At 43.2% G+C, this 22,549-nt stretch carries 21 protein-coding genes; 14 read left to right on the top strand and 7 right to left on the bottom strand.

What is annotated here, in order from left to right; all coding sequences use genetic code 11:
* Window positions 1-137 precede the first annotated feature (137 nt).
* On the bottom strand, window positions 138-701 hold the full coding sequence (locus tag RCZ04_RS09500; protein ID WP_460485799.1) for an acyl carrier protein phosphodiesterase: 564 nt from the start codon (window positions 699-701) through the stop codon (window positions 138-140).
* Window positions 701-3,334, bottom strand: a complete 2,634-nt coding sequence (alaS, locus tag RCZ04_RS09505) for an alanine--tRNA ligase (protein ID WP_460485800.1) — start codon at window positions 3,332-3,334, stop codon at window positions 701-703. The genes RCZ04_RS09500 and alaS overlap by 1 nt, the downstream gene beginning before the upstream one ends.
* A gap of 1,099 nt (window positions 3,335-4,433) precedes the next feature.
* Here alaS and RCZ04_RS09510 point away from each other — a divergent pair.
* From RCZ04_RS09510 to RCZ04_RS09575, 14 genes are all read left to right on the top strand, one after another.
* Window positions 4,434-5,051: a TetR/AcrR family transcriptional regulator gene (locus RCZ04_RS09510; protein WP_460485801.1), complete on the top strand. Its 618-nt coding sequence runs from the start codon at window positions 4,434-4,436 to the stop codon at window positions 5,049-5,051.
* Window positions 5,052-5,169: 118 nt separating this feature from the next.
* Window positions 5,170-6,462 carry a TolC family protein gene (locus tag RCZ04_RS09515; protein ID WP_460485802.1) on the top strand — a complete coding sequence of 431 codons (1,293 nt, stop codon included), beginning with the start codon at window positions 5,170-5,172 and terminating at the stop codon, window positions 6,460-6,462.
* A gap of 161 nt (window positions 6,463-6,623) precedes the next feature.
* A complete protein-coding gene (locus RCZ04_RS09520; RefSeq protein ID WP_460485803.1) occupies window positions 6,624-7,565 on the top strand; it encodes an HlyD family secretion protein in 942 nt (313 codons plus the stop codon).
* Window positions 7,566-7,883: 318 nt separating this feature from the next.
* Window positions 7,884-8,447, top strand: coding sequence for a hypothetical protein (locus RCZ04_RS09525; protein ID WP_460485804.1), 564 nt, complete (start codon window positions 7,884-7,886; stop codon window positions 8,445-8,447).
* 68 nt (window positions 8,448-8,515) lie between these two features.
* Window positions 8,516-8,917, top strand: coding sequence for a hypothetical protein (locus RCZ04_RS09530; protein ID WP_460485805.1), 402 nt, complete (start codon window positions 8,516-8,518; stop codon window positions 8,915-8,917).
* A 2-nt stretch (window positions 8,918-8,919) separates the two neighbouring features.
* Window positions 8,920-9,240: a hypothetical protein gene (locus tag RCZ04_RS09535; RefSeq protein ID WP_460485806.1), complete on the top strand. Its 321-nt coding sequence runs from the start codon at window positions 8,920-8,922 to the stop codon at window positions 9,238-9,240.
* A gap of 29 nt (window positions 9,241-9,269) precedes the next feature.
* Window positions 9,270-9,737, top strand: a complete 468-nt coding sequence (locus RCZ04_RS09540) for a GNAT family N-acetyltransferase (protein WP_460485807.1) — start codon at window positions 9,270-9,272, stop codon at window positions 9,735-9,737.
* A 67-nt stretch (window positions 9,738-9,804) separates the two neighbouring features.
* Window positions 9,805-10,470, top strand: a complete 666-nt coding sequence (locus tag RCZ04_RS09545) for a hypothetical protein (RefSeq protein ID WP_460485808.1) — start codon at window positions 9,805-9,807, stop codon at window positions 10,468-10,470.
* Between the two features lie 11 nt (window positions 10,471-10,481).
* Window positions 10,482-11,033, top strand: a complete 552-nt coding sequence (locus RCZ04_RS09550) for a hypothetical protein (protein ID WP_460485809.1) — start codon at window positions 10,482-10,484, stop codon at window positions 11,031-11,033.
* A gap of 58 nt (window positions 11,034-11,091) precedes the next feature.
* On the top strand, window positions 11,092-11,406 hold the full coding sequence (locus RCZ04_RS09555) for a hypothetical protein (protein ID WP_460485810.1): 315 nt from the start codon (window positions 11,092-11,094) through the stop codon (window positions 11,404-11,406).
* Between the two features lie 129 nt (window positions 11,407-11,535).
* Window positions 11,536-12,450, top strand: coding sequence for an ABC transporter ATP-binding protein (locus RCZ04_RS09560; RefSeq protein WP_460485811.1), 915 nt, complete (start codon window positions 11,536-11,538; stop codon window positions 12,448-12,450).
* A 105-nt stretch (window positions 12,451-12,555) separates the two neighbouring features.
* On the top strand, window positions 12,556-13,293 hold the full coding sequence (locus tag RCZ04_RS09565) for an ABC transporter ATP-binding protein (RefSeq protein ID WP_460485812.1): 738 nt from the start codon (window positions 12,556-12,558) through the stop codon (window positions 13,291-13,293).
* A gap of 4 nt (window positions 13,294-13,297) precedes the next feature.
* The gene (locus tag RCZ04_RS09570) at window positions 13,298-14,404 is read left to right on the top strand and encodes an ABC transporter permease (RefSeq protein WP_460485813.1); all 1,107 of its coding nucleotides are present in this window, start codon (window positions 13,298-13,300) and stop codon (window positions 14,402-14,404) included.
* 72 nt (window positions 14,405-14,476) lie between these two features.
* Window positions 14,477-15,595 carry an ABC transporter permease gene (locus RCZ04_RS09575; RefSeq protein ID WP_460485814.1) on the top strand — a complete coding sequence of 373 codons (1,119 nt, stop codon included), beginning with the start codon at window positions 14,477-14,479 and terminating at the stop codon, window positions 15,593-15,595.
* Between the two features lie 94 nt (window positions 15,596-15,689).
* Here RCZ04_RS09575 and RCZ04_RS09580 read toward each other — a convergent pair whose 3' ends face one another.
* The 5 genes from RCZ04_RS09580 to RCZ04_RS09600 form a co-directional block, all read right to left on the bottom strand.
* Window positions 15,690-16,418: a Bax inhibitor-1/YccA family protein gene (locus tag RCZ04_RS09580; RefSeq protein WP_460485815.1), complete on the bottom strand. Its 729-nt coding sequence runs from the start codon at window positions 16,416-16,418 to the stop codon at window positions 15,690-15,692.
* 108 nt (window positions 16,419-16,526) lie between these two features.
* The gene (gene fbaA / locus RCZ04_RS09585; RefSeq protein ID WP_460485816.1) at window positions 16,527-17,594 is read right to left on the bottom strand and encodes a class II fructose-bisphosphate aldolase; all 1,068 of its coding nucleotides are present in this window, start codon (window positions 17,592-17,594) and stop codon (window positions 16,527-16,529) included.
* A 370-nt stretch (window positions 17,595-17,964) separates the two neighbouring features.
* The gene (locus RCZ04_RS09590; protein ID WP_460485817.1) at window positions 17,965-19,338 is read right to left on the bottom strand and encodes a M16 family metallopeptidase; all 1,374 of its coding nucleotides are present in this window, start codon (window positions 19,336-19,338) and stop codon (window positions 17,965-17,967) included.
* 10 nt (window positions 19,339-19,348) lie between these two features.
* The gene (locus RCZ04_RS09595) at window positions 19,349-20,617 is read right to left on the bottom strand and encodes a M16 family metallopeptidase (RefSeq protein WP_460485818.1); all 1,269 of its coding nucleotides are present in this window, start codon (window positions 20,615-20,617) and stop codon (window positions 19,349-19,351) included.
* 74 nt (window positions 20,618-20,691) lie between these two features.
* The gene (locus RCZ04_RS09600) at window positions 20,692-22,059 is read right to left on the bottom strand and encodes a TlpA family protein disulfide reductase (RefSeq protein WP_460485819.1); all 1,368 of its coding nucleotides are present in this window, start codon (window positions 22,057-22,059) and stop codon (window positions 20,692-20,694) included.
* Window positions 22,060-22,549 lie beyond the last annotated feature (490 nt).

Raw genomic sequence — 22,549 nt, forward strand, 5'->3', positions numbered from 1 at the left:
GCCAAATAAAATTATGATTTTCGGGAATGTTTTTTATTTGTATTTGTATATCTATTTGTTTATTAGGTGATTATACAAATACTGTGTAGAGTAGAAATATTGCTAAGAAATAATTAGTTTACTGATTTTCTTCGTAATTACATCATTTGTATTTCTTTGAAGAACTGAGTAAATTCTTCTTCATATAGCTTTTCGTCTCTTTGTAAATCTTCGGCAGCGTATTGCATTTTAGAAACGAAACCTGTACGTCTGTCCATCGGGTACAATATAGAGGCAATCCCTTCAACCGTTTGATAGCTCTCCAACCAGCGTTCAGCAATGATGTATTTACTCAAATTTTGAGCTTTATTACTGAGTAAATGCTGATGCCGTTGCAAACTGTTGTAGAAGCGTTCAGCGTACCGTTCTAAAGATTCAGAAGAGTATTGATTCCAGTTTTTGGCTAAGCAATAATCGTAAAAAATATCTACCAATACGCCTGCATAATGATTATAAGTAGGCACTAAGCGGTGTTTGCTTTGGCGAAAAACAGGGTGCGCATCGGTGAAAGTGTCAATTTCACGATGTAATAAAATACCCCGTTGCATTGCTTCGGGGTATTGTAAGTATTCTTTACCTCGTACGGTATCGGCGATAAAGTTGCCAATGGTCAGCAACTCATCGCCTTCGCCCGATAGGTAAATATGAGCTAAAAAGTTCATTATAGGTAATCTTTTACTTTAGATAGTACTTCGGCAATACCTTCAGGATTTCTGCCCCCAGCAGTAGCGAAGAATGGTTGTCCGCCCCCACCGCCGTGTATGTATTTGCCCAATTCGCGCACTATTTTGCCTGCGTCTAACCCTTTAGCTTGTGCCAATTCTTTATTGATATAACACAACAAGAGCGCTTTGCCTTCTTCGTGAGCTGAGGCAAAGAACACAAAAGCATCTTTTACCTCATTACCTAATTCAAAAGCGAGGTCTTTAAGTGTTGCCACTTCTGCATCTACTTGTTTGATAAGGCAATTGATGCCCTTCACTTCGCTAAATTCAGCCTTTAAAGTTGCTTTGAGCTGTTTTGATTGCTCTTTCTTCAGTTGCTCTAATTCTTTGTGCAAAGTAGCGTTTTCGTCTTGCAAATGCGCAATAGCTTTCACTGGGTCTTGTGTGTTTTTAAGCGTTTCTTTGATGCGCTCCACCAATTGCTCTTGTTCTATGAAATGTTTCATAGCTCCTCCCCGAGTAATAGCTTCAATACGCCGAATACCTGCAGCTACCGCTCCTTCTGAGAGGATTTTGAAATACCAAATATCACCTGTATTCTTCACGTGAGTACCCCCGCAAAGCTCTTTGCTTTCGCCAAACTGAATCATACGCACACGGTCGCCATACTTTTCCCCAAATAGCGCCATAGCACCTGATTCTACTGCTTGTTGGATAGGAATATTCCGGTGTTCTTGTAACTCTATTTTTTCAAAAATGCGTTTGTTTACCAATCGCTCTACTTTTTTAAGCTCTTCATCAGTAAGTTTAGCAAAGTGTGAAAAGTCAAAGCGCAAAGCATCAGGAGCTACACGTGAGCCCTTTTGTTCCACGTGCGTGCCCAACACCTCTCGTAAGGCTTGGTGTAACAAGTGAGTTGCACTATGGTTAGCTTCTACCATCTCGCGCCCTACAGAATGTACTTCAGCTACGAAAGGATCGTTTAAGTTCGTAGGTAAGTGCTCAGCAATGTGAATGATCAGGTTGTTTTCTTTCTTAGTATCTAAAATATAGATAAGTTCACCATTAGCACTTTGCAGAGTGCCTTTATCTCCCACTTGTCCACCCCCTTCAGGATAAAAAGGAGTAGTATTGAACACTAACTGAAAATGCGTACCATCCTTTTGGCTTTCCACCCTGCGGTATTTTACTAATCGCACTACAGCATTTAAAGTATCATAACCAATGAATTCCTCTTCATCGTCGTCACGAAGCACCACCCAGTCGTCAGCTTTTACTTGAGCCGCAGCACGTGAGCGTTCTTTTTGTTTTTGCAATTGTTCTTCAAAACCAGCTTCGTCCATCGTGAGTCCTTTTTCCGAAAGGATAAGTGCCGTTAAATCTTTAGGAAAACCGTAAGTGTCGTACAATTCAAACGCTTTACCACCCGATAGTTGCTTGTTAGGAGTGTTTTGTATCATCACATCAAGCATTATCAATCCTTGCTCGAGGGTACGTAAGAAAGACGCTTCTTCTTCTTTTATCACGTTCATAATAAGGAATTGCTGTTTTTCCAATTCGGGAAAAGCACTTCCCATTTGTTGTGCAAGCGTTTCTACTAATTTATAGATAAATGGTTCTTTCTGGTTTAAAAAAGTAAAGCCATACCGAATCGCACGACGCAAAATACGACGTATTACGTAACCCGCACCGTTGTTTGACGGCAACTGACCATCAGCAATGGCAAAGGCAACCGCCCTAATATGGTCTGAAATCACGCGAATAGCCACATTCACCTCTTCTTGTTCAGAGGTTATACGCTCACCTAAGGTATATTGACTTTTAGTAATCTCTTCTACTTTGTGAATCAGAGGCGTAAATACATCAGTATCGTAGTTCGATTGCTTCTTTTGCAGTACCATACAGAGGCGTTCAAAACCCATACCCGTATCCACATTATGCGAAGGAAGCTTTTCAAGACTACCGTCGGCTTTACGGTTGAACTCCATAAACACATTGTTCCAAATCTCAATTACCTGAGGGTGGTCCTTATTCACTAAGTCGCGACCTGGTACTTTTGCCTTTTCTTCCTCCGAGCGGAGATCTACGTGTATCTCAGTACAAGGTCCACACGGACCTTGGTCGCCCATTTCCCAGAAGTTATCTTTCTTGTTGCCAAGCAGGATATGGTCTTCAGCAATGCGCTCCTTCCAGATGTCAAAAGTCTCTTGGTCAAAAGGCACACCGTCTTCCTCATTGCCTTCAAACACGGTTACATAAAGGTTTTCTTTAGGGATTTTGTATATTTCAGTAAGCAATTCCCACGCCCAGCTAATGGCTTCTTTTTTGAAGTAATCGCCAAACGACCAGTTACCAAGCATCTCAAACATCGTGTGGTGATATGTGTCACGCCCCACCTCTTCCAAATCGTTGTGTTTACCCGATACACGTAAGCATTTTTGAGTATCCACAACACGCTTGTGTTTAGGTTTTGCGTGACCGAGGAAGAACTCTTTAAACTGGTTCATACCCGCATTCGTAAACATCAAGGTAGGGTCGTTTTTCACTACCACAGGAGCAGAAGGCACGATAGTATGCCCTTTGCTTTCAAAGAATTTTAGGAATTGTTCTCTTATTTCTTGTGAAGTCATATATCTTTAATCAACAATTGACAGTTAATAATTAACATTTTCAGGGTGCAAAGGTACGAAGTAATTAGCAAATTAGCAAATTCATAATATTCACACACGGCATTCGCACCGTTTCAGCGTCGCTACAGTTCCCCCTTTGGAGGTTGTCCGCGAGAGCGGAGTAAGTGAGTAGGGGGAAGTTATCTCTGTCTTTCCTTCGTCTTTTCGTCGCTACAGTTCCCCCTTTGGAGGGGGTTAGGGGGAGGTTATCTTCCTCTTTCCTCCGTCTTTTGTTCGTCTTTCCTTCGTCTTTTGTTCACTGATTGTTTGTTTTTGCGTCTCTACAGTTCCCCCTTTGGAGGGGGTTAGGGGGAGGTTATCTTCGTTCTTCCTTCGTCTTTTCTTCGTTCTTCCTTCGTCTTTTGTTCGTTCTTCCTTCGTTCTTTCTTCGTCATTCCTTCGCCTTTGCGTCGCTACACTCCCCCTTTGAAGGGGGTCAGGGGGATGTTTTTAGTATCTTACCTTCGCTTTTCCTTCGCTTATCGTCCATCATAGACCCGATGTAGAACAATTCATTATTCCTCTTTTGTTCACTGATTGTTTGTTTTTGCGTCTCTACAGTTCCCCCTTTGGAGGGGGATAGGGGGAGGTTATCTTCGTCTTTTCGTCGCTACTCCCCCCTTTGAAGGAAGTCTGCGAGAGCAGAGTATGTGAATAGGGGGGATGTTTTTAGCATCTTACCTTCGCTTTTCCTTCGCTTATCATCCATCATATACCCGATGTAGAGCCGATGTAGAGCCATTCACCATTCGCCTTGCGACTATCTTAATCTTTGCCTTTGTGTCGCTATACCTTGTCAAAATTTCAATCTGCCCCTGTCGCTCGCCCCCTGTTGTACTACGAACTTTAGTAAAGTTGAAGTTCCTCAAGAAGCTTATTCTTTCATAACTCTTAACTTTTAACTACTTACGTTCTTTTTTTAGAAGTTTTATTTATGTATGTAAAGATTTGGTTTTCAGTTAATTAACTCTGTTTGTGTTTTGTGTAAATTAAATTTTTGCTCTAACCATTTGGTTAATTCAAAAACTTGTTGTACCTTTGCCCCCGAAATCTAATAACAATGGAAAACACTAACAACCTATCATCAGAAGAAAAAATAAAGCTTGCCGCTCGCAAAGTCTTTCACCAAAAAGGCTATGCTGCTACTCGTACCCGCGACATAGCCGAGGAAGCCGGTATCAATCACGCAATGCTCAACTACTATTTCCGTAGCAAAGAAAAACTCTTTGAGCTCATAATGACCGAAACAATGGGGCTATTCTTTAAGGATATCGCCGCTATTTTAAACGACGAAACCTCCTCCCTCGAACAAAAAATAGACCGCATCGTCTCCAATTACATCGACCTCCTGCTCAAAGAGCCCGACCTGCCTACTTTTATGCTCGAAGCTGTGCGCCCCAACCCGCAAGCCTTTATGGAGCAAAGCCCTATCAAAGAGGCACTTACCCACTCCGTCCTCGCCCGCCAGTACGCCGAAGCCGTAGCTCAAGGGCGCATCACCGAACCCAATCTGCTACACGCTATCCTAAACGTCATCGGGCTCATCATATTCCCATTTATCGCCAAACCCATTCTCAGCCCCCTTACCAACCTCACCGAAGCTGAATACAACGCCCTTATGACTCAGCGCAAAACCCTTATCCCCCAATGGATTAAGGCGATGCTTTGGAAACAATAGTCCCATAATACCCACAACAAATCGCCTTCGCGGATTGTCCCCCTTCGGGGGTTCGGGGGCTAAACAACACCCCTATCCTAACCAAATGGTTTATACAAATACTTAACATACCCTTACTATGAAACACCTTATCCTAACATTCACCGCTATTATAGCACTCAGCTTCACCGCCCAAGCACAATCCTCCCTATCTCTCGAGGACTGCTACTCCCTTGCGCGCGACCATTACCCCACTATCGAAAAGCTCGACCTCATAGCCAAAACCGAGCACTACACCCTCGCCAATGCGAATCGTGCCTACCTCCCTCAGCTATCCATCTCAGGGCAAGCCACTTACCAGTCCGAAACTACCGACCTCTCCAAGAGCGTCATTGGTAGTCTCCCGCTGCCCGCAGGAGTCTCTTTGCCCGCAATCGACAAAGACCAGTACCGTGCTGTCGCCGAAGTCTCCCAGCTTCTCTACGCCAGCGGTGCCGTTCGCAGCCAAAAGCAAATCGCTAAAGCACAGACCGCTATCCAAGCGCAAACCGTCGAAACACAGCTCTATAGCCTGCGTCAGCGCGTGAGCAACCTCTATTTCGGCGCGCTCCTCATCAGCGAACAACTAAAGCAAAACCGCCTCAATACCGAAACCCTCGAGTCCCAACTTCGCAAAGCCGAAGTCGCGCTCACGGGTGGTGTTACCCTCCCAAGCAATGTTGCGGAGCTCAAAGCTGAAATCCTCCGCCTGCAAATGCAAGCCACTGAGTACGAGGCTACCCAAGCTACCTACCTGAAAATGCTCTCCACTTTCGTAGGTAAAGAAATCACCAGCGCCTCTCAATTAGCACAACCCGCGCCACCCACAGCCATCGCCTCCCTATCTACCGAAATCCGCCGCCCCGAGTTACGCGCCTTCAGCCTACAGGAATCGCTCCTAAAAGCCCAAGAAAAGCAACTCACTACTGAGTACCTACCCAAGCTCAGCGCGTTTTTCCAAGGTGCTTATGGCAAGCCCACGCTCAATATGCTCAGCAACGAAGCGGATTTCTACTATATCGCAGGCGTGCGATTGCAGTGGAACCTCAGTCCGCTGTACAACCTATCCAGTCGCAAACGCATACTCCGCCTCAGCCGCGAAAGCCTCACTGCCGACCGCAGGGCGTTCCTGCTCAATACCGAGCTCGAACTCACCCAGCAGTCCGAGCAGCTCCAAAAGCTCCAAAAGCTACTCTCACAGGACGAACAAACCGTCGCCCTACGCCACTCCGTCGCTGAGGCTGCCGAAGTACAATTGGACAACGGCGTGATCACCACCCACGAATACCTGCAAAAACGCAACACCTATCACCTTGCCCAGCAGACCCTTATCCTGCACCAAATACAACTACTCCAAGCCCTAGAGAACCACAAAATCATAACAGGACAATAAAATAATAGACAATAAACACGCCCCCTCCTGTCGCTTTTGCGTCGCGTCTCCCCCCTTGAGGGGGGCTGGGGGGATGTTTAAATCGAAATCACAAACCTCTCCTCCCGTCGCTTTTGCGGATTCTCCCCCTTCGGGGGACGGGGGGCCAAGCCCAAATACCAATGAAAAAAGCACTCATCATCACCGCATTAATCGTTTTATCAGCCTGCTCTGATAAGAACAATTTCGACGCTTCCGGCAACTTTGAAGCCGACGAAGTTATCGTCTCTGCCGAACAAACCGGTCGACTTATCGAATACAACGTAGAAGAAGGCAAAACCCTTGCCGAAGGTCAAGCCGTCGGACAGATAAACGTAGAGCTCCTCAAGCTCCAAAAGGAGCAAGTAGAAGCGACCATCGCCTCGCTCAAAGAGAAAACCCAAAGCCCCGAAAGCCAAGTCGCACTCATTCGTAGCCAGCTCGAAGTGCAGCGCGCACAGCTCGCCCAGCAAGAGCGTGAGCGCACCCGTACCGAAAACCTCGTGCGCGGAGGTGCCGCCACCCAAAAGCAATTGGACGACCTCACCGCCCTCATCGACCAGCTCCGCAAGCAAATCACCGTAACCGAGAACCAACTCAAGGTCTCCCTAACCAACATCAACACCCAGAACCGCAACGTACTCAGCCAAGAAGCGCCCTTGCAAAAGAACGCTGAGGCCGTGCAAGAGCAAATCAATCAGGGTACTATCATCAACCCCATTGCGGGCACTGTCCTTGCCAATTACGCCCTCAAAGGCGAGATGCAGACTTTCGGGAAGCCCCTCTACAAAATTGCTAATACCGACGTACTGACCCTAAAAGCCTACATCACCGGCGACCAGCTCAGCCAAATCGTGCTCCATCAAGTCGTTACCGTTCGCACCGATGCCGGCAAAGGCGCGTATCACACCTACCAAGGCGAAATCGTATGGATATCCCAAAAGAGCGAATTCACCCCCAAAACGATACAAACCAAAGCCGAACGCGCCAACCTCGTCTATGCCATCAAGGTCAAAGTCAAAAACGACGGCTTACTCAAGATAGGAATGTACGGCGAAGTAGTGTTTTTATCTAAAAACCATTGATTTTAACAAATAATCAATAAGTATATCTTATGTGGTTACTATGTGGTCACTAAGTGGTTACTAAGTGGTGCTAAGCAATGAATATCGTACTAAACAAAAAATCTATAAAATGTGTTAAAAAGCTGAATAATCATCAATTGCCTATAAAATAATAGATAAGCCATAATTTTCATCGAAATGCTAAAAAATCGAAAAATAAAACAATTAAAAAAAATTGTTAATTTTTCTTTTGTGTTCGAAAAAGTTTTTATACCTTTGCAGCGTGTATGAGACCCATACACAAGTAAATGTTTAATTTTATTTTAAAACCATTGTATTATGGCAAGAATTGAAGAAAACTTCGCTATGTCAGGTATGAGTGGTAAATTAGGCAACCTTCTCGTCTACCGCCAACGAAACGGAAAAACAATCGTAGCCAAAACACCACACCGTACTGCGAAAAAATCAGAGAAGCAAGTAGAGACTAACAACCGATTTAAGTTAGCTTCTACTTATGCTAAAAACGCCCTTTTAGACCCCGCTCTAAAGGCACTTTACGAGGCTGAAGCCAAAAAAAGAGCTGTTTCCAGCGCTTATAATATGGCTATGGCCGACTATCTCAAACCGCCTATTGTCTCCAAAATAGACGCCTCTGCCTATACTGGAGCTAAGGCGGGAGAAAAGATTATCATCGAAGCAGATGATAAGTTTAAGGTTACCAGCCTAAAGGTTACTATTAATGATAGTGATAATACTCTGGTGGAAGAGGGGACTGCTAAACTATCAGGAGGTAAGTGGGTATATACTACTTCCGTAGTTAATGCGAGTCTTAGTGGTGATAAAATTATTGTTACTGCGACTGACCACCCTGGCAATGTCACTACCAAAGAGATTACCTTGTAACTGAAATGAAGGCTGTTTGAGATTTTTAACCTTAAACAGCCTTTTTTTAATCTGAAAATATTTAGAATATGATACGAAATTATTGCTATCTTATAGTGGGAGCTCTCTGTTTGCTCTCTGCCGTTACCCACGAGATGAACGGCTTTACCGCTGTTTTCCCTGCCTTGTCAAACACAAGCATTGATGCTCAAAGCTGGGTAACATTCAATTATCTTTGGCATATCATAGCCACTGAAAACGTGGTAATGGGCGTTGCTTTAGTGTTAATAGCTCTGCGGAAAAACGATACTGCAAGCAAGTATATCGCTCAGTTTGTAATGGCTTTATTGGTGGTGCGCTGGCTGAGCATCGCTTTTAGCACCTTGTCCGATAGTTTAAGCAACGTTACCAAAATACTCCCCGAAAGTATTATAATGTGGTTATTGGTGCTTTTATTGTGGCTTGGCGTAAGAAAAAAAGAGAAACAATAATAATGAAAAAACAACCTCTATACCTCAGCATCACCTTTCTAAGTACCGCCATTGTAGCCCTCGTCATAGTCGCTACCCGCTCATTATGCCCCCAGTGCAATGCCTCAACCCTTGCCAATATCCTATCCAAAACCGTTTTTATCACCATCTATGCCCTATTTCCACTGTTCTTTATCTATTTGATAATCGCAGAAATCAACCTCAACTTCATCTACCATCACAGCCTTAGAAAGAGGCTACGCAAACGAACTACCAGCTTTACCCTATCGCTCATCACCTTAGCACTCGTGCTACTGAGCCTCATCTGCCGCCTCTTTCTCTAAGATTAGCAACACCCAAAAAAGACAATAATATGACCATCAGACCCATTACCCCCGCTGAATATCGTTTTTTAGACGATTTCCTATATGATGCTATCTTTATCCCTGAGGGTGTAACACCCCCAGATAGGAGCATCACACAGCACCCTGAACTGCAAAAATACACTGCTCATTTCGGCACACAAAAGGACGATTTTTGTTTAGTAGCCGAAGTTGATAGCACTCTTGTAGGGGCAGTTTGGGTACGTATTATAGATGATTATGGACACGTAGACGATGATACGCCCTCGCTTTCCATATCGGTAAAAGCTCCTTACCGACAAAAAGGGATAGGCACAGCCCTAATGCAAGCAATGCTTAGTCTGCTTAAAAGCAAAGGTTATAAGCAGGTATCGCTGTCCGTACAAAAAGCGAACTACGCTTGCAAGATGTACTTACAGTTAGGTTTTGAGATTATCAAGACTAATGAAGAGGATTTTATTATGGTTTGCAAGCTGTAAAAAGCAATACACATTTCGTCAAAGTCCCAAACTTTGAAAGAGTCTAAGAAGAAAATATACAATAAAAATGGACGTCTTAAACTATCAAGAATTCAACCTACCGACCATTAACAGTTGGGAATGGAGACTACCTCACTCTATTTTTAGCAGTGATGCTGTAGAGGAAACGGTGCGCTTTTTTCTCCCGTTGGTGGGACTTATAGTGCTGATTGTATTGCTTTTTCTATGGAGACTGAAGAATCGAACCTATTACAACCCATATACAAAAGGAAATTTACCCGCTGTCATTAGGGTTAAGGGTGCAAGCGATAAAGTTTTTCAGGGCGTAACATTTGTTCTTTTCGTATGTTTTTATGTATGGGTATTACAGCAGATTACCATAGGAAAGCCTTTGTTAATTGTTATTTTTATAATTACTATAGCCCTTTTCATCTATAATTTTATAAGGAATTACCGAAGTCCGCGCTATGCTTTAGAGATACGAAACGAGGTGCTTTACATCTTTTATAAAGGAACACTCAAGCAGACAATCCCTCTGAGCCGTATTCATCATATATCTTTTCGCTTCATCCAAGAAGGAATAGCCACGAGAATACACCCTCGAATACAGATTTACACCTCGAAGAAAGAGCAGGTGTTACTTATGAATTTGAGCATTGAAAGTTATCTTTTACTAAAAACTTTCTTCTCTCGAAAACGTATCAAAGTTACAGACGATTATGCCCCTTCCTAAATATTTACAAGATGAAAATAGAATTTATAGAACGCATAAAGCTCACTCAGGAGCTAATAGACCGAGAACATTACTTTACTATAGGCTATTGCGAAGCAATCGAAACCCATTTGATGGAAGTGCTTACCCCTTGGATAGTAGGCTATAACCGCTATTTTCGCATAAGTGCTAACGATTATAACCTATACCAAAACGACCCTCAAGCCTTCTGCAAGCTATATGAAAAAGAAATCAATATGAGCGGCGAGTGCTTTTCTGAAAAGTTCATAGGGGCAGATGCCTTACGCGATTACGACGGTCGTAACGGCTTCCAATACGCTTTCCCTACAAAGGAACTCAACCCTTTCGGATACCATATTTATTACAAAGGCGTACTCTATGCCCGCATTCTTTGGGACAAAGGCACAGTATACGTCCCTCCTTATCAGAAAGTAAAAACCCCTAATGGCGATTGGGACTATCCCTTGCGAAAAAATTGCTATGTAGAAAAAGACCCCCAAGGCAAAGACCTCTGCTTTTGCCTTGATATAGAAAGAGAATTTAACCCAAATTTCAAAGATTGACTAAATGAACTTTGCCAAAGTTTAAAGCCTTAGCAAAGCTGAAACTAAAAGATAAACAATGAGCAAAATATGGCAAAATATCATCACCCAAACACAAGAAGAGGTGAAAGCAAGCTTTAGAGAACTATACGCTTCAGTGGATTTTGGAGCTTATATAGCCCCACAAGATTACTTTGTATCTTATATCTTCAAAACAGAAGAGGAGCTGAGCAAAGCAAATGAAACGGGCTTATTGCAACAAATAAACAATTATCATAAACAACTATTGCGCGAGAAAGCATATCCTGAAGAAGGCATAAAGGACTGTACTTTTGCCTCTCAAGAGGCTTGTGATAAGGAGTACAACGGAAATTGGTACTATTATTACAAATAAAAAACACTTTTTCAACCGTATTTAATCACCCTTTCGGATTGTCTCCCTTCGGGGAAGTCTGCGACAGCAGAGTATGTGGAAAGGGCTACATTGGCAAATTGACAAATTGACAAATTGGCAAATCAAAAAATGACAAGTATAAATATCCAAAACCTCAGCAAATCCTACGGCGAAGTAAAAGCCGTCCAAAACCTCTCCTTAACCGTTCAAAAAGGCGAGCTCTTTGGGCTTATCGGTCCCGATGGGGCAGGTAAAACCACCGTCTTCCGTATGCTCACTACCCTCCTCTTGCCCGACGAAGGTAGTGCTACCGTCGAGGGTTGGGACATCGTGAGCGACTACAAGCAAATCCGCCAGCACGTGGGTTATATGCCTGGGCGCTTCTCCTTGTACCAAGACCTCACCGTCCACGAGAACCTTACCTTCTTCGCTACCGTCTTTGGCACGACCATCGAAGAGAATTACAGCCTGATAAAAGACATTTACGAGCAGATAAAACCGTTCAGCAACCGTCGCGCAGGCAAACTCTCCGGCGGTATGAAGCAGAAATTAGCCCTCTGTTGCGCCCTCATTCACAAACCCAAAGTCCTTTTTTTGGACGAACCCACCACCGGCGTCGACGTAGTTTCGCGCAAGGAATTCTGGGAAATGCTCAAAAAACTCAAGGCGCAAGGCATCAGCATACTGGTCTCCACCCCTTATATGGACGAAGCCAGCCTATGCGACCGCATTGCCTTAATGCAATCCGGCAAGGTGCTCACCACCGCCACCCCCAAGCAAATCATCGCCCAGTACCCCACCGCACTCTATGCTATGAGGGCGCCCAATATCTACGCACTGCTCCAGCACACCCGTTCATTGCCCAAAGTAGATAGCTGTTACCCCTTTGGTGAGTACCTACATATCACCCTCAAGCCAGGCACCAACCCCACCCATTTCGCCCAAAACCTAAAGCAAACCTTTCCCGAACTCGATTGGAAACCGATAACCCCCACCATCGAAGACAGTTTTATCCGCCTTATGGAAGATAAAGACAACGTATAAGTCGCACACTTTGTCAAAGTCTTTGACTTTGAAAAAGTCTAAACCACTCATAATTAATTGCCTTTCCGGATAGTCCCCTTCGGGGGTTCGGGGGCCAAAAACAAGATGACTGCAATCCACTGTAACAACCTAACAAAGCAATTCGGCGATTTCAAAGCCGTGAATGGCATTTCCCTTTCTGTAGAAAAGGGCGAAATCTTTGGCTTCCTCGGTGCCAATGGCGCGGGGAAAACCACCGCTATACGCATTTTCTGCGGACTCTCGTACCCCACCTCGGGCGAGGCTACCGTGGCTGGCTTTGATGTCTATCGCCAGCAAGAGCAGATAAAAAAGCATATCGGCTATATGAGCCAAAAATTCTCATTGTATGACAATCTCACCGTACAGGAAAACATTACTTTCTACGGAGGCGTATATGGCCTCTCCCGAAAGGAGATCAAAACCCGCAGTACCCACCTTATCGAGAAGCTCGAACTCGAGCAAGAGGCTAACAAACTCGTAGGTTCGCTGCCCTTAGGGTGGAAACAGAAGCTCGCTTTCTCGGTCGCCATCTTCCACCATCCCGAAATCGTCTTCCTTGACGAGCCCACCGGTGGCGTCGACCCCATAACCCGCCGTCAGTTTTGGGATATGATTTACGAGGCTTCTGCCCAAGGCATCACCGTGTTTGTAACGACCCACTATATGGACGAAGCCGAATATTGTAACCGCATCAGCATAATGGTGGACGGCAAAGTGGAAGCTATAGATACGCCCACTCGCCTCAAAGAACAATACCATACCCATTCAATGGACGAGGTGTTCTACCAGCTCGCCCGTAACGCAAAACGCTCAGCAGACTAACACTATGAAACAACTAATCGCCTTTATCCGCAAAGAATTCCTTCACGTGTTCCGCGACCGCCGTACACTACTCATACTTTTCGGCATTCCAGTGGCTCAAATCATCCTCTTTGGGCAAGCCTTAAGCAGCGAAGTGAAGAACATCGGCATTGCCGTACTCGACCAGGCGCAGAACACTTACAGCCAGCAAATCACCGACCGACTGCAAGCCAGCGCCTATTTCAAGCTACAACCGCCCTTGCGCAGCTACGCCGAAGTAGAAAGCAAGTTCCAGGAAGGTACCATCAAAGCCGCCCTTATCCTGCCCCCCAGCTTTGGCAAAGACAGCTACACCCCCCACGGCAGTCAGTTACAACTCATCACCGACGGCAGCGACCCCAATACCGCAAAGACGGTTGAGAACTACCTCAGCGCCATTGTCGTCCGCTATCAGCAAGAGCTGAACCCCACCGCACAGTTGCCTTACCAAATCAACGTAGAGAACCAAATGCTGTACAATGAAGAGCAAAACGGCTCGATGAACTTTGTTCCAGGGGTCATTGCGCTTGTCTTTATGATAGTCAGCACGGCGCTCACCTCCGTTGCAGTGGTACGCGAGAAAGAGCTCGGCACTATGGAAATCCTTTTAGTATCGCCCTTCAAGCCTCTGATGATACTCATAGCCAAAGCCGTACCCTATCTTATCCTGTCGCTCATCAACTTTACAGTGATACTCCTGCTCTCGGTCTATATGCTCGAGGTACCTATCAGGGGCAATCTCTTGTTGCTTTACGCCGAAAGTACACTGTTCATTATCATCTGTTTATCCTTTGGTCTGCTGATTTCCACCGTTACTAATTCCCAACAAACGGCGATGCTCATCTCAATGATGGGGCTAATGCTCCCGACGGCATTCTTTACCGGCTTTATGTTTCCGATAGAGAATATGCCCCTCGTATTCCAATTTATAGCGAAAATATTCCCCTCTAATTACTATTATATCATAGTGAAAAAGGTAATGCTAAAGGGTCTCGACTTCACTTATATATGGAAAGAAACCCTTATCCTGCTGGCAATGGCAGCCATCTTCCTCACCCTTGCAATGAAGAAATTTAAGGTGAGAATGGAATAATTAGCAAATTGACAAATTAGCAAATTGACAAATTAGCAAATTGACAAATTAGCAAATTGACAAATTAACAAAATGAAGACGTTAAGCTTTATACTCCAAAAAGAATTTAAACAGATATTCCGCGATAAGACAATCTTAGCGATGATGTTTGTCGCCCCTATCTTTCAGCTCATCATATTGCCTTTGGTAGCCAATTTTGACGTGAAGAACATCAATCTCGTCTATATCGATCACGACCAGAGCAGCTACTCGCAGCAGCTCCTGCGCAAGATTACCGCCTCGGGCTACTTCAAGTTAGTAGCCGCTCCCTTCTCTTACAAAGAGGGACTTGCCCTCATTGAAGACGGTCAAGCCGACGTATTGCTCGAAGTGCCGCAGGGTTTTGAGCGCAACCTCGTGCGCGAAGGCAAGCAAACTTTAGGGCTCTCTGTCGATGCAATCAACGGCAGCAAGTCGTCTTTAGGAGGGGCGTATTTGCTTTCGGTGATACGCGAATTTAACGCCCAACTCGATGTGAATGTAAAGGCACCTAAGCGCGCAGGCAATGTCGCCCAGCTCAGTGTAGCCTCCACCCATTGGTATAACCCGCAGATGGAGTACCGTTTTTACATAGTACCGGGCATTTTAGCTATATTATTAACCATTATCGGGGGCTTTTTATCGGCTTTGAATGTAGTAAAAGAAAAGGAAATAGGCACGATTGAGCAGATAAATGTAACGCCTATTCAAAAGTGGCAATTCATTCTCGGCAAGCTCATACCCTTTTTGGTAGTAGGCTTAATCCTCTTCACCTTAGGGCTCACGGTGATGTATATAGTGTACGGCATCTTCCCCGCAGGCAGTCTGCTCACCTTGTACACCTTTGCCGCAATGTATCTCATCGCGATTCTCGGCTTTGGCTTGCTCGTCTCCACCTACGCCGATTCGCAGTTACAGGCTATGTTCATTGCCTATTTCTTCATAATGATATTCCTTTTGATGAGCGGTTTCCTCACCAGTGTAGACAGTATGCCCGCGTGGAGCAGGCAAGTGAGTAACGCCATACCAGTAACCCATTTTGTGAAAGCTATGCGCCTTATTGTGCTCAAAGGCAGTAGCTTTTGGCAGTTAAAAACAGAGTTTTTGTATTTGATAGGTTTTGCTATCCTACTCAACGGATGGGCAATTTGGAATTACAAGAAGACGAGTTAATATAAACTCTAATGACATAAAAGTTCCACCAAGAGTAACTAATCTTATAGTACTCTTGATGGAACTCATTATTTTAATATTTTAGGAAAAGTACTTAGTCTCTTCTTGACATTAATATTCTCAAAATATACCAGAAAAGTAGCATAATAGAAGAGAATAACTGCAAGGCAGCTCCCACATATTGGTCGGTGCTATACACATTTTTGATGTTGTAAGTTTCGTATAATATACCACCTGCTGCCAAAGCTACCATTGCTACCGAGAACCAAAGTCCTAAGTCGAAACCAAAGATAGCTCCTGCTACAATAAGTCCTAAAGCTACGAACCCGCCTATTACCAATATACTGCGCAAAAACGAGAAGTCTACACGAGTGAGGAATCCCACTGCAGTAAGCCCACCAAACAAAGCGAGAGTAATAATACCTGCTTGCGAAAGGATAGCCGTACCATCAGTGAAGTACATTGCCAAAAAGATAATTGGCATAAAGATAATAGCTTCGAGTAGCACATAAAGACCTAAGCCCATATATTGGGTATTTCTATCTTGTGCTTGCGTCCATCTGCTGGCAAGGATTGAACCTAACCAAAAACCTCCCAAAATCAATAGCCATACCCATTTGCCACTTACCATAGAGATGATAAGGCTTTCAGGTACTACATTTAGCAAAATAGCTTCTACAGCTATAAATGCCAAAAGTGCCATCGCTACGTGGGTATAGGTCTTTCGATAAAAGGTCGCTTGTGCCTCATTAGTAGCGTAAGTTACTATTTGAGGTGATTGATAGTTAGTGTTATAACCGTCGTAATTTGAATTGTATCCCATATGTTTAATTAAAAGTGTTTATGCTCATATATCAAAAACTTTGCCAAAAAGTCTACTGGCAGATACTGCTATGACTTTCTGGCAAAGTTGTCAGTTGTGTAAATGCTACTATAGAGTATTTACGTTGTTAAGGTCTTCAAACGCTTTTTTCAAACGAGTAACGAATGTCTTTTCGCCTTCACGAAGCCATACACGTGGGTCGTAGTACTTCTTGTTAGGCGCTTCAGGACCTTCTGGATTACCGATTTGTCCTTGCAAGTAAGCGGCTTTAGCTTTCATATAGTCGCGCACACCTTCAGTAAAAGCGTATTGCAAATCAGTATCAATGTTCATCTTGATTACACCATAAGAAATAGCCTCTCGGATTTCTTCAAGAGTAGAGCCAGAACCGCCGTGGAATACGAGGTCAAGAGCGTTGTGAGGCAAATTGTATTTCTTTGAAACGTAGTCTTGTGAATCTCTTAAAATCTTTGGTGTCAATTTCACATTACCGGGCTTGTACACCCCGTGAACATTACCAAAAGCAGCCGCAATAGTAAATTGTGAGCTTACTTTGCTTAGTTCTTCGTAAGCATAAGCCACATCTTCTGGCTGAGTAAATAGCTTGCTACTATCTACGTGAGAGTTATCTACACCATCTTCTTCACCACCAGTCATACCGAGTTCTATTTCCAAAGTCATATCCATTTTGCTCATACGTTCGAGGTAACGTTTGCAAATTTCGATGTTTTCTTTGATAGGCTCTTCTGATAGGTCAATCATATGTGAGCTGAAGAGTGGTTTTCCTGTTTCTTTGAAGTGTTTTTCTGATGCTTCAAGCATACCATCTAACCAAGGAAGTAATTTCTTAGCGCAGTGGTCAGTGTGCAAAATGATAGAAGCACCATAAGCCTCAGCCAATTGATGAACGTGTTTTGCACCTGCTACCGCTCCGAGAACAGAAGCACGTTGGTTATCGTTATTCAAGCCTTTACCAGCCATAAACTGAGCCCCACCGTTAGAAAATTGAATAATCATTGGAGCGTTCACAGCTACTGCAGTTTCCAAAGCAGCATTGATAGAGTTTGAACTGATAACGTTGGCTGCAGGAAGTGCAAAACCTTTTTCTTTGGCGTATTTAAATACTTCTTGTACTTCTTTTCCAAGAATTACGCCTTTCTTAATGTTATGTGCCATTCTTTTATGTAATTAATTTTAGTTTTCAGAATCACTCATTATGTCATAATTGACGGCAAAGATACAATTTTCCTATATATCCTCAAAATAAAATTTATATTTTTTAGTTCAAATAACCAAATTTACTTTGTGATATTCTCTACTTTCCCTCACCTTATCTGTACATATTGTTCGTCTTTCCTTCGTTCTTTATTCGTCTTTTGTTTATCTGCCTGTGTGGCTCACACCGTCTTTTGTTCGTCTTTGCGTCGCTACATTTCCCCTCTTTTCATTATCTGCTTGTGTGGCTCGCATTATCTGCTCGTCGTGCTACGACTGCCTGTGCGGCTCGCACCTGCCTGTGCGGTTCGCACTTTTAACTCTTCATTTTTCACTCCACTGCTTCCCCATACTTATCAAACCCCTTTACAAGAATTTTCTTACCGTCAAAAGTGAGGTTTTCAAGCTCAGTAGCAATTTCTTGGGCTCTACCTACTACTATGATTCTAAAGTTTTCTAATAGAAAATACCTTTTAGCCACGCGCTGTACGTCTTCTTTGGTAACCGCATTGATGCTCGCAATATAGTTCTTATAGAAATCTTCAGGCAGGTTGCGTACTTTTATATTGATAGCGTAATTGGCTATAGTCTGTGGGCGCTCGGTAGCCAGTACAAACTGACCTAAGTATTGAGCTTTGGCTTGTGCTAATTTTTCTTCGGTAACTACAGTGCTTTGTATGCGCTTTACTTCTTTGAGTATCTCAGCAATAGCGGGGGCAGTAACGGCATTGCCTACTTTGGTCTTGATGCTAAAAACTCCTTTTGTCCATTTATCGGTTTTGAAAGTGGAAAAAGCTCCGTAAGTATAGCCGTGCTCTTCACGTAAATTCATATTGATATAACTGCCAAAATCCCCTCCTAAAATGCTATTGGCTACCAATAAAGGGAAGTAATCAGGGTCAGACATTTTCAGGTCGATGAGGTTGGTAACATTGAGCTCCGATTGTACAGCATTAGGCAAGTCAATGAGGTTAATTTCTGTTTCTTTTACATTCTCTGGAACGTACAAGGCAGAAACTTCTGCTGAAAAAGCCTGCCATTTGGCAAAATGTTCACTTACTAAAGAAATAACTTCTGTCGGATTTACATCGCCTGTCACTACCAAATAGGCGTTGTTAGGCACAAAACGTTTGCGGTAATAATCCACTACGTCATCTAAGGTAAGGGCTACGATGTGTCCTTCGGTAATATATTCGCCGTAAGGGTGTGCAGTAGTGTAGCGCAGGGTTTGCTGTACGCGCTTCATTATCACTTCAGCATTGCTCTCGTTGGCGCGAATGCTCTGGATAATACGCGCTTTTTCTTTTTCCATCTCCTCTTCGTTGAAGTTGGGGTGCAGGGCAGCATCGGCGATGAGGGCAAGCACACGTGGAAAATATTTGGAGAGCACTTGTGCATATACGCCATTAGACGTAATAGAGAGCGTCGCTGCAAGATAATCTATCTCTTCATTGAAATCGTCCTTACTGATAGTCATAGACCCATTGCCTGCCATTAGCGAAATCAAATCGGCTATACCTTTTTTCTCTTTTTCTAATTCTGGACATTCGTCAAGCGAGAGGCGAATGCCTACTTGAGGGAGTTTGTGATTTTCTACGACTAACAGTGTGAGTCCGTTAGGTAGGGTGTGCGTTACAGGAGTCCCCAAATTGATGATGGGAGTAGCTCCTGAACTGGGTTGTATAGAGCGGTCTAAGGGTGTCATTATAGTTTGCTTATTGAACTGTGGGTAAATAATTGAGGTCTAAACGTTGTTTTTTATCCAAATATTTGCGAGCAGCTTCGCGTATATCCTCACGCGTGATAGCGCGGTAATAGTCTATTGCTTTGTTAATAAGGTCAGTGTCCTTATAGAGTGTATAATTGTCAGCTAAAGAAAGCGCAATACCTTCCATATTGCTGTTTTGAGCTACGAAGTTAGCTTCTATCTGGTTTTGCAGTTTCTCGTATTCGCGTTCGCTGATGAGCTCTGTTTGTAGTTTTTCAATCTCCTCGTCCATTTCTTGAGCCAAAACCTCCAAGCTCACGCCGTCCATCGGGAGGGCACCCATTATATACACCCCGTAATCTTCTTGAGCATCCGAGAATGCCAATACCTGCAAAGCAGTTTGGTTTTCGTCTATCATCTTTTTATACAAACGTGCGCTCTTGCCGTCGGTAAGGATATTGGAAAGCAGGTCAATAGCGTACGAATCCTTGTCGGTCATCGCAGGGGTGCGATAGGCATATAGTTTGAGTGGGATTTGTATGTTAGGGTCGTATTCGGTGAGTTTAATCGTTTCAGTAATAGGCGTTTCTTCCACTTTAGTACGCACAATAGCTTCTCCTGTATTAGGAATAGTAGCAAAGTATTGCTCAATCCATTCTTTAGTTTGAGTTGTATCAAAATCTCCTGCAACCACTAACACGGCGTTGTTTGGGTTGTAGAATTTCTGCTTAAAAGCGATAAATTCTTCTAAGCTAGCAGCGTCCAAATGTTCTACTTTACCAATCACAGTGCCCGCATAAGGGTGTGCTTTGAACAAGTGCGGATTGATAGCATCACGGTACATAATTCTGCCGTAAGGGGCGTTGTCTATGCGTTGGTTTTTTTCTTCTTTTACCACCGAATTTTGAGTGCTGACTCCAATCTCGTTGATGACAGGGTGGAGCATACGTTCGGCTTCCATCCACAAGCCTAATTGCAGGTTGTTGGACGGGAATACCTCGTAATAATAGGTTTTGTCCTGAGTAGTGAAGGCATTGTTATGTCCGCCGTTAGACGATACAATATCAAACCATTTGCCACGTCCAATGTTTTGAGTGCCTTCAAAGAGCAGATGCTCAAAGAAGTGAGCAAACCCCGTGCGAGTAGGGTCTTCGTCTTTTGCACCTACGTGGTACATTACCCCAATAGTTACCACTGGGGCTGAGTTGTCTTGATGAAGAATCACGTGCAAACCGTTGTTCAGGTCGTATTCTTCAAAAATAAGAGATTGAGACATATTGTTAATTCGTAAAAAAAATTTGCTAAAGTCTATGGCTTTAGCAAAGTTATGTAATATGAAAAAAGAATGTGTTATAAATTTGCGTTGATAAGTTCTTTTATCTTAGCATCTGATGGTCTCGGAGCACTAATGCTAATGATTTTACCATTCTTTACTAACATAAAGCGAGGAATACCAGTTAGGTCGTAGTTATCCACAAAGTCGCGATTCACACTTAGGTTAGTATATAGTTGGATACCACCCATTTTCTCACGTTGTACCATAGCTTTCCAAGCCTCTTTATCTTGGTCTACTGAAATAGCTACGAAAGTAACAGCTTTACCTTTGTAGGCTTCTTGTAAAGCCTTCATACTTGGCATCTCTTTTATACAAGGTTTGCACCAAGTAGCCCAAATGTCAATGTAAAGCAATTTATCTTTAAGACTCTCGTAAGATACAGGTTTACCCTTTATATCTTCAGCCGTAAAAGCAGGAAAATCACTACCAGGTTTTAGCCTTTCAATCACAGCTATACGTCTGTCAAGCTCTTTTAAGGCTGCAGTATCTTTCACGTTTTCTCTGATACTTTTGATAAGCTCAGCATTGTCTTCAGGAGTATTGATTACTGAAACTCCACTGATAAAATAGCGAGAAAGGTCTGTTTTAATGTTTTGAGATTTCAAACCTTTTACGTGAGCTATGATTTTACCCCAAGGGTTTTCGCTATCCTCTTTATCCTCAAATTTATCGAATAGGTTATTAGTAACCAATTCTTTGTAAGTTCTATAGGTATTGTAATCATCAGCAAGGTCATAATCTAATTTAGAGAGCTCATCGGCAAACTCTTTAGGGAGTTCTACTTCCTCTTGAGTGAGCCTTAGGTGTGCTTTTTTATAGATAGATTTAAGGTAGAGCATCTCGTAGTTGATAGCTTTTTCCTCTTTTTTGATGAAGTCTTTAGAAAGCTTCTTCGTATTTTTTAATAGGTCAGTGTACTTTTTATTGTATTCATCAACTCCTGTTTTAAACTCTGCAGGAGCTTTTCCCAAAAGCTTTTCTAGGTCACCTGTTTTTTGAATTTCCATAGTAAGATCGGCTTTTTTGTGCAAGTAAGCATTGGTAAGCGTATCTTTACCTGAGAATTTTACCTCTAAAGGCATTTTAGTGAGATTGATGTTTACCCCGAGTTCATCGCCTTGTTCTAAATACAATGGTATTTGAATTCCTTGAGGGTTAAAAATAGTGTAGTAGTTAGAAGGAACACGAAGCGTGTCTTGAAAAGTACCATCAGGTTTAATATGCAATGGCTGGTCTACCTCGCCACCTACGATTCTAAGTTCCAAAGGAATCCCATTAGCACCTTCTATCTTACCAGATAGCAATATATAATCAGCTCGTTTACCACAAGCTATAAAGCCTAAAGAGGCTAACGACAAAATAAATAGTTTTTTCATCATCATTTGTAAAATATAATTATGGTGCAAAGATAAGAATATTTTTTAGTAAACAAGCATTTTTTCTCTATTTTTTTGTGTAAACCTATTTCAGGATATGATAGTTTTCTCACATCCTCTCCATCGCATCTCCCCCCTTGAGGGTAGTCCGCGCCAGCGGAGTATGTGAGAGGGGGATGTTTTTTTTAAAGGATATATTTTTTTCCATCACCACACTCCCCCTCTCCGAGGGGGCTAGGGGGAGGTTTTCTTCGTAATTTGCCTCTCTTAATTCGTCATTCGTCCCTCGTCATTCGTCCCTCGTCATTCGTCCCTTTCCCCCTAATGCCTATTGCCTAAGGCCTAATGCCTCTTCCCCTTTCTTTCGCCTCGAAACCCTATTTTTGACATTTTTGGTATTATTGTATTACAGTATTAATCAATTACTTATACACCCTTTGTATAACAATCGTCCAAGATTCGTATAAGGTTCCTATAAGCTTTGTATAAGCTAACG

The sequence above is a fragment of the Capnocytophaga sp. HP1101 genome (genome assembly GCF_054772415.1).

Coding starts and splice junctions, on each gene's coding strand:
- RCZ04_RS09595 (WP_460485818.1), bottom strand. CDS start 20,617: ATGTCTCAATCTCTTATTTTTGAAGAATACGACCTGAACAACGGTTTG.
- RCZ04_RS09545 (WP_460485808.1), top strand. CDS start 9,805: ATGGACGTCTTAAACTATCAAGAATTCAACCTACCGACCATTAACAGT.
- RCZ04_RS09500 (WP_460485799.1), bottom strand. CDS start 701: ATGAACTTTTTAGCTCATATTTACCTATCGGGCGAAGGCGATGAGTTG.
- RCZ04_RS09520 (WP_460485803.1), top strand. CDS start 6,624: ATGAAAAAAGCACTCATCATCACCGCATTAATCGTTTTATCAGCCTGC.
- RCZ04_RS09525 (WP_460485804.1), top strand. CDS start 7,884: ATGGCAAGAATTGAAGAAAACTTCGCTATGTCAGGTATGAGTGGTAAA.
- RCZ04_RS09580 (WP_460485815.1), bottom strand. CDS start 16,418: ATGGGATACAATTCAAATTACGACGGTTATAACACTAACTATCAATCA.
- RCZ04_RS09540 (WP_460485807.1), top strand. CDS start 9,270: ATGACCATCAGACCCATTACCCCCGCTGAATATCGTTTTTTAGACGAT.
- fbaA (WP_460485816.1), bottom strand. CDS start 17,594: ATGGCACATAACATTAAGAAAGGCGTAATTCTTGGAAAAGAAGTACAA.
- RCZ04_RS09560 (WP_460485811.1), top strand. CDS start 11,536: ATGACAAGTATAAATATCCAAAACCTCAGCAAATCCTACGGCGAAGTA.
- RCZ04_RS09530 (WP_460485805.1), top strand. CDS start 8,516: ATGATACGAAATTATTGCTATCTTATAGTGGGAGCTCTCTGTTTGCTC.
- alaS (WP_460485800.1), bottom strand. CDS start 3,334: ATGACTTCACAAGAAATAAGAGAACAATTCCTAAAATTCTTTGAAAGC.
- RCZ04_RS09555 (WP_460485810.1), top strand. CDS start 11,092: ATGAGCAAAATATGGCAAAATATCATCACCCAAACACAAGAAGAGGTG.
- RCZ04_RS09550 (WP_460485809.1), top strand. CDS start 10,482: ATGAAAATAGAATTTATAGAACGCATAAAGCTCACTCAGGAGCTAATA.
- RCZ04_RS09565 (WP_460485812.1), top strand. CDS start 12,556: ATGACTGCAATCCACTGTAACAACCTAACAAAGCAATTCGGCGATTTC.
- RCZ04_RS09535 (WP_460485806.1), top strand. CDS start 8,920: ATGAAAAAACAACCTCTATACCTCAGCATCACCTTTCTAAGTACCGCC.
- RCZ04_RS09575 (WP_460485814.1), top strand. CDS start 14,477: ATGAAGACGTTAAGCTTTATACTCCAAAAAGAATTTAAACAGATATTC.
- RCZ04_RS09600 (WP_460485819.1), bottom strand. CDS start 22,059: ATGATGATGAAAAAACTATTTATTTTGTCGTTAGCCTCTTTAGGCTTT.
- RCZ04_RS09510 (WP_460485801.1), top strand. CDS start 4,434: ATGGAAAACACTAACAACCTATCATCAGAAGAAAAAATAAAGCTTGCC.
- RCZ04_RS09570 (WP_460485813.1), top strand. CDS start 13,298: ATGAAACAACTAATCGCCTTTATCCGCAAAGAATTCCTTCACGTGTTC.
- RCZ04_RS09515 (WP_460485802.1), top strand. CDS start 5,170: ATGAAACACCTTATCCTAACATTCACCGCTATTATAGCACTCAGCTTC.
- RCZ04_RS09590 (WP_460485817.1), bottom strand. CDS start 19,338: ATGACACCCTTAGACCGCTCTATACAACCCAGTTCAGGAGCTACTCCC.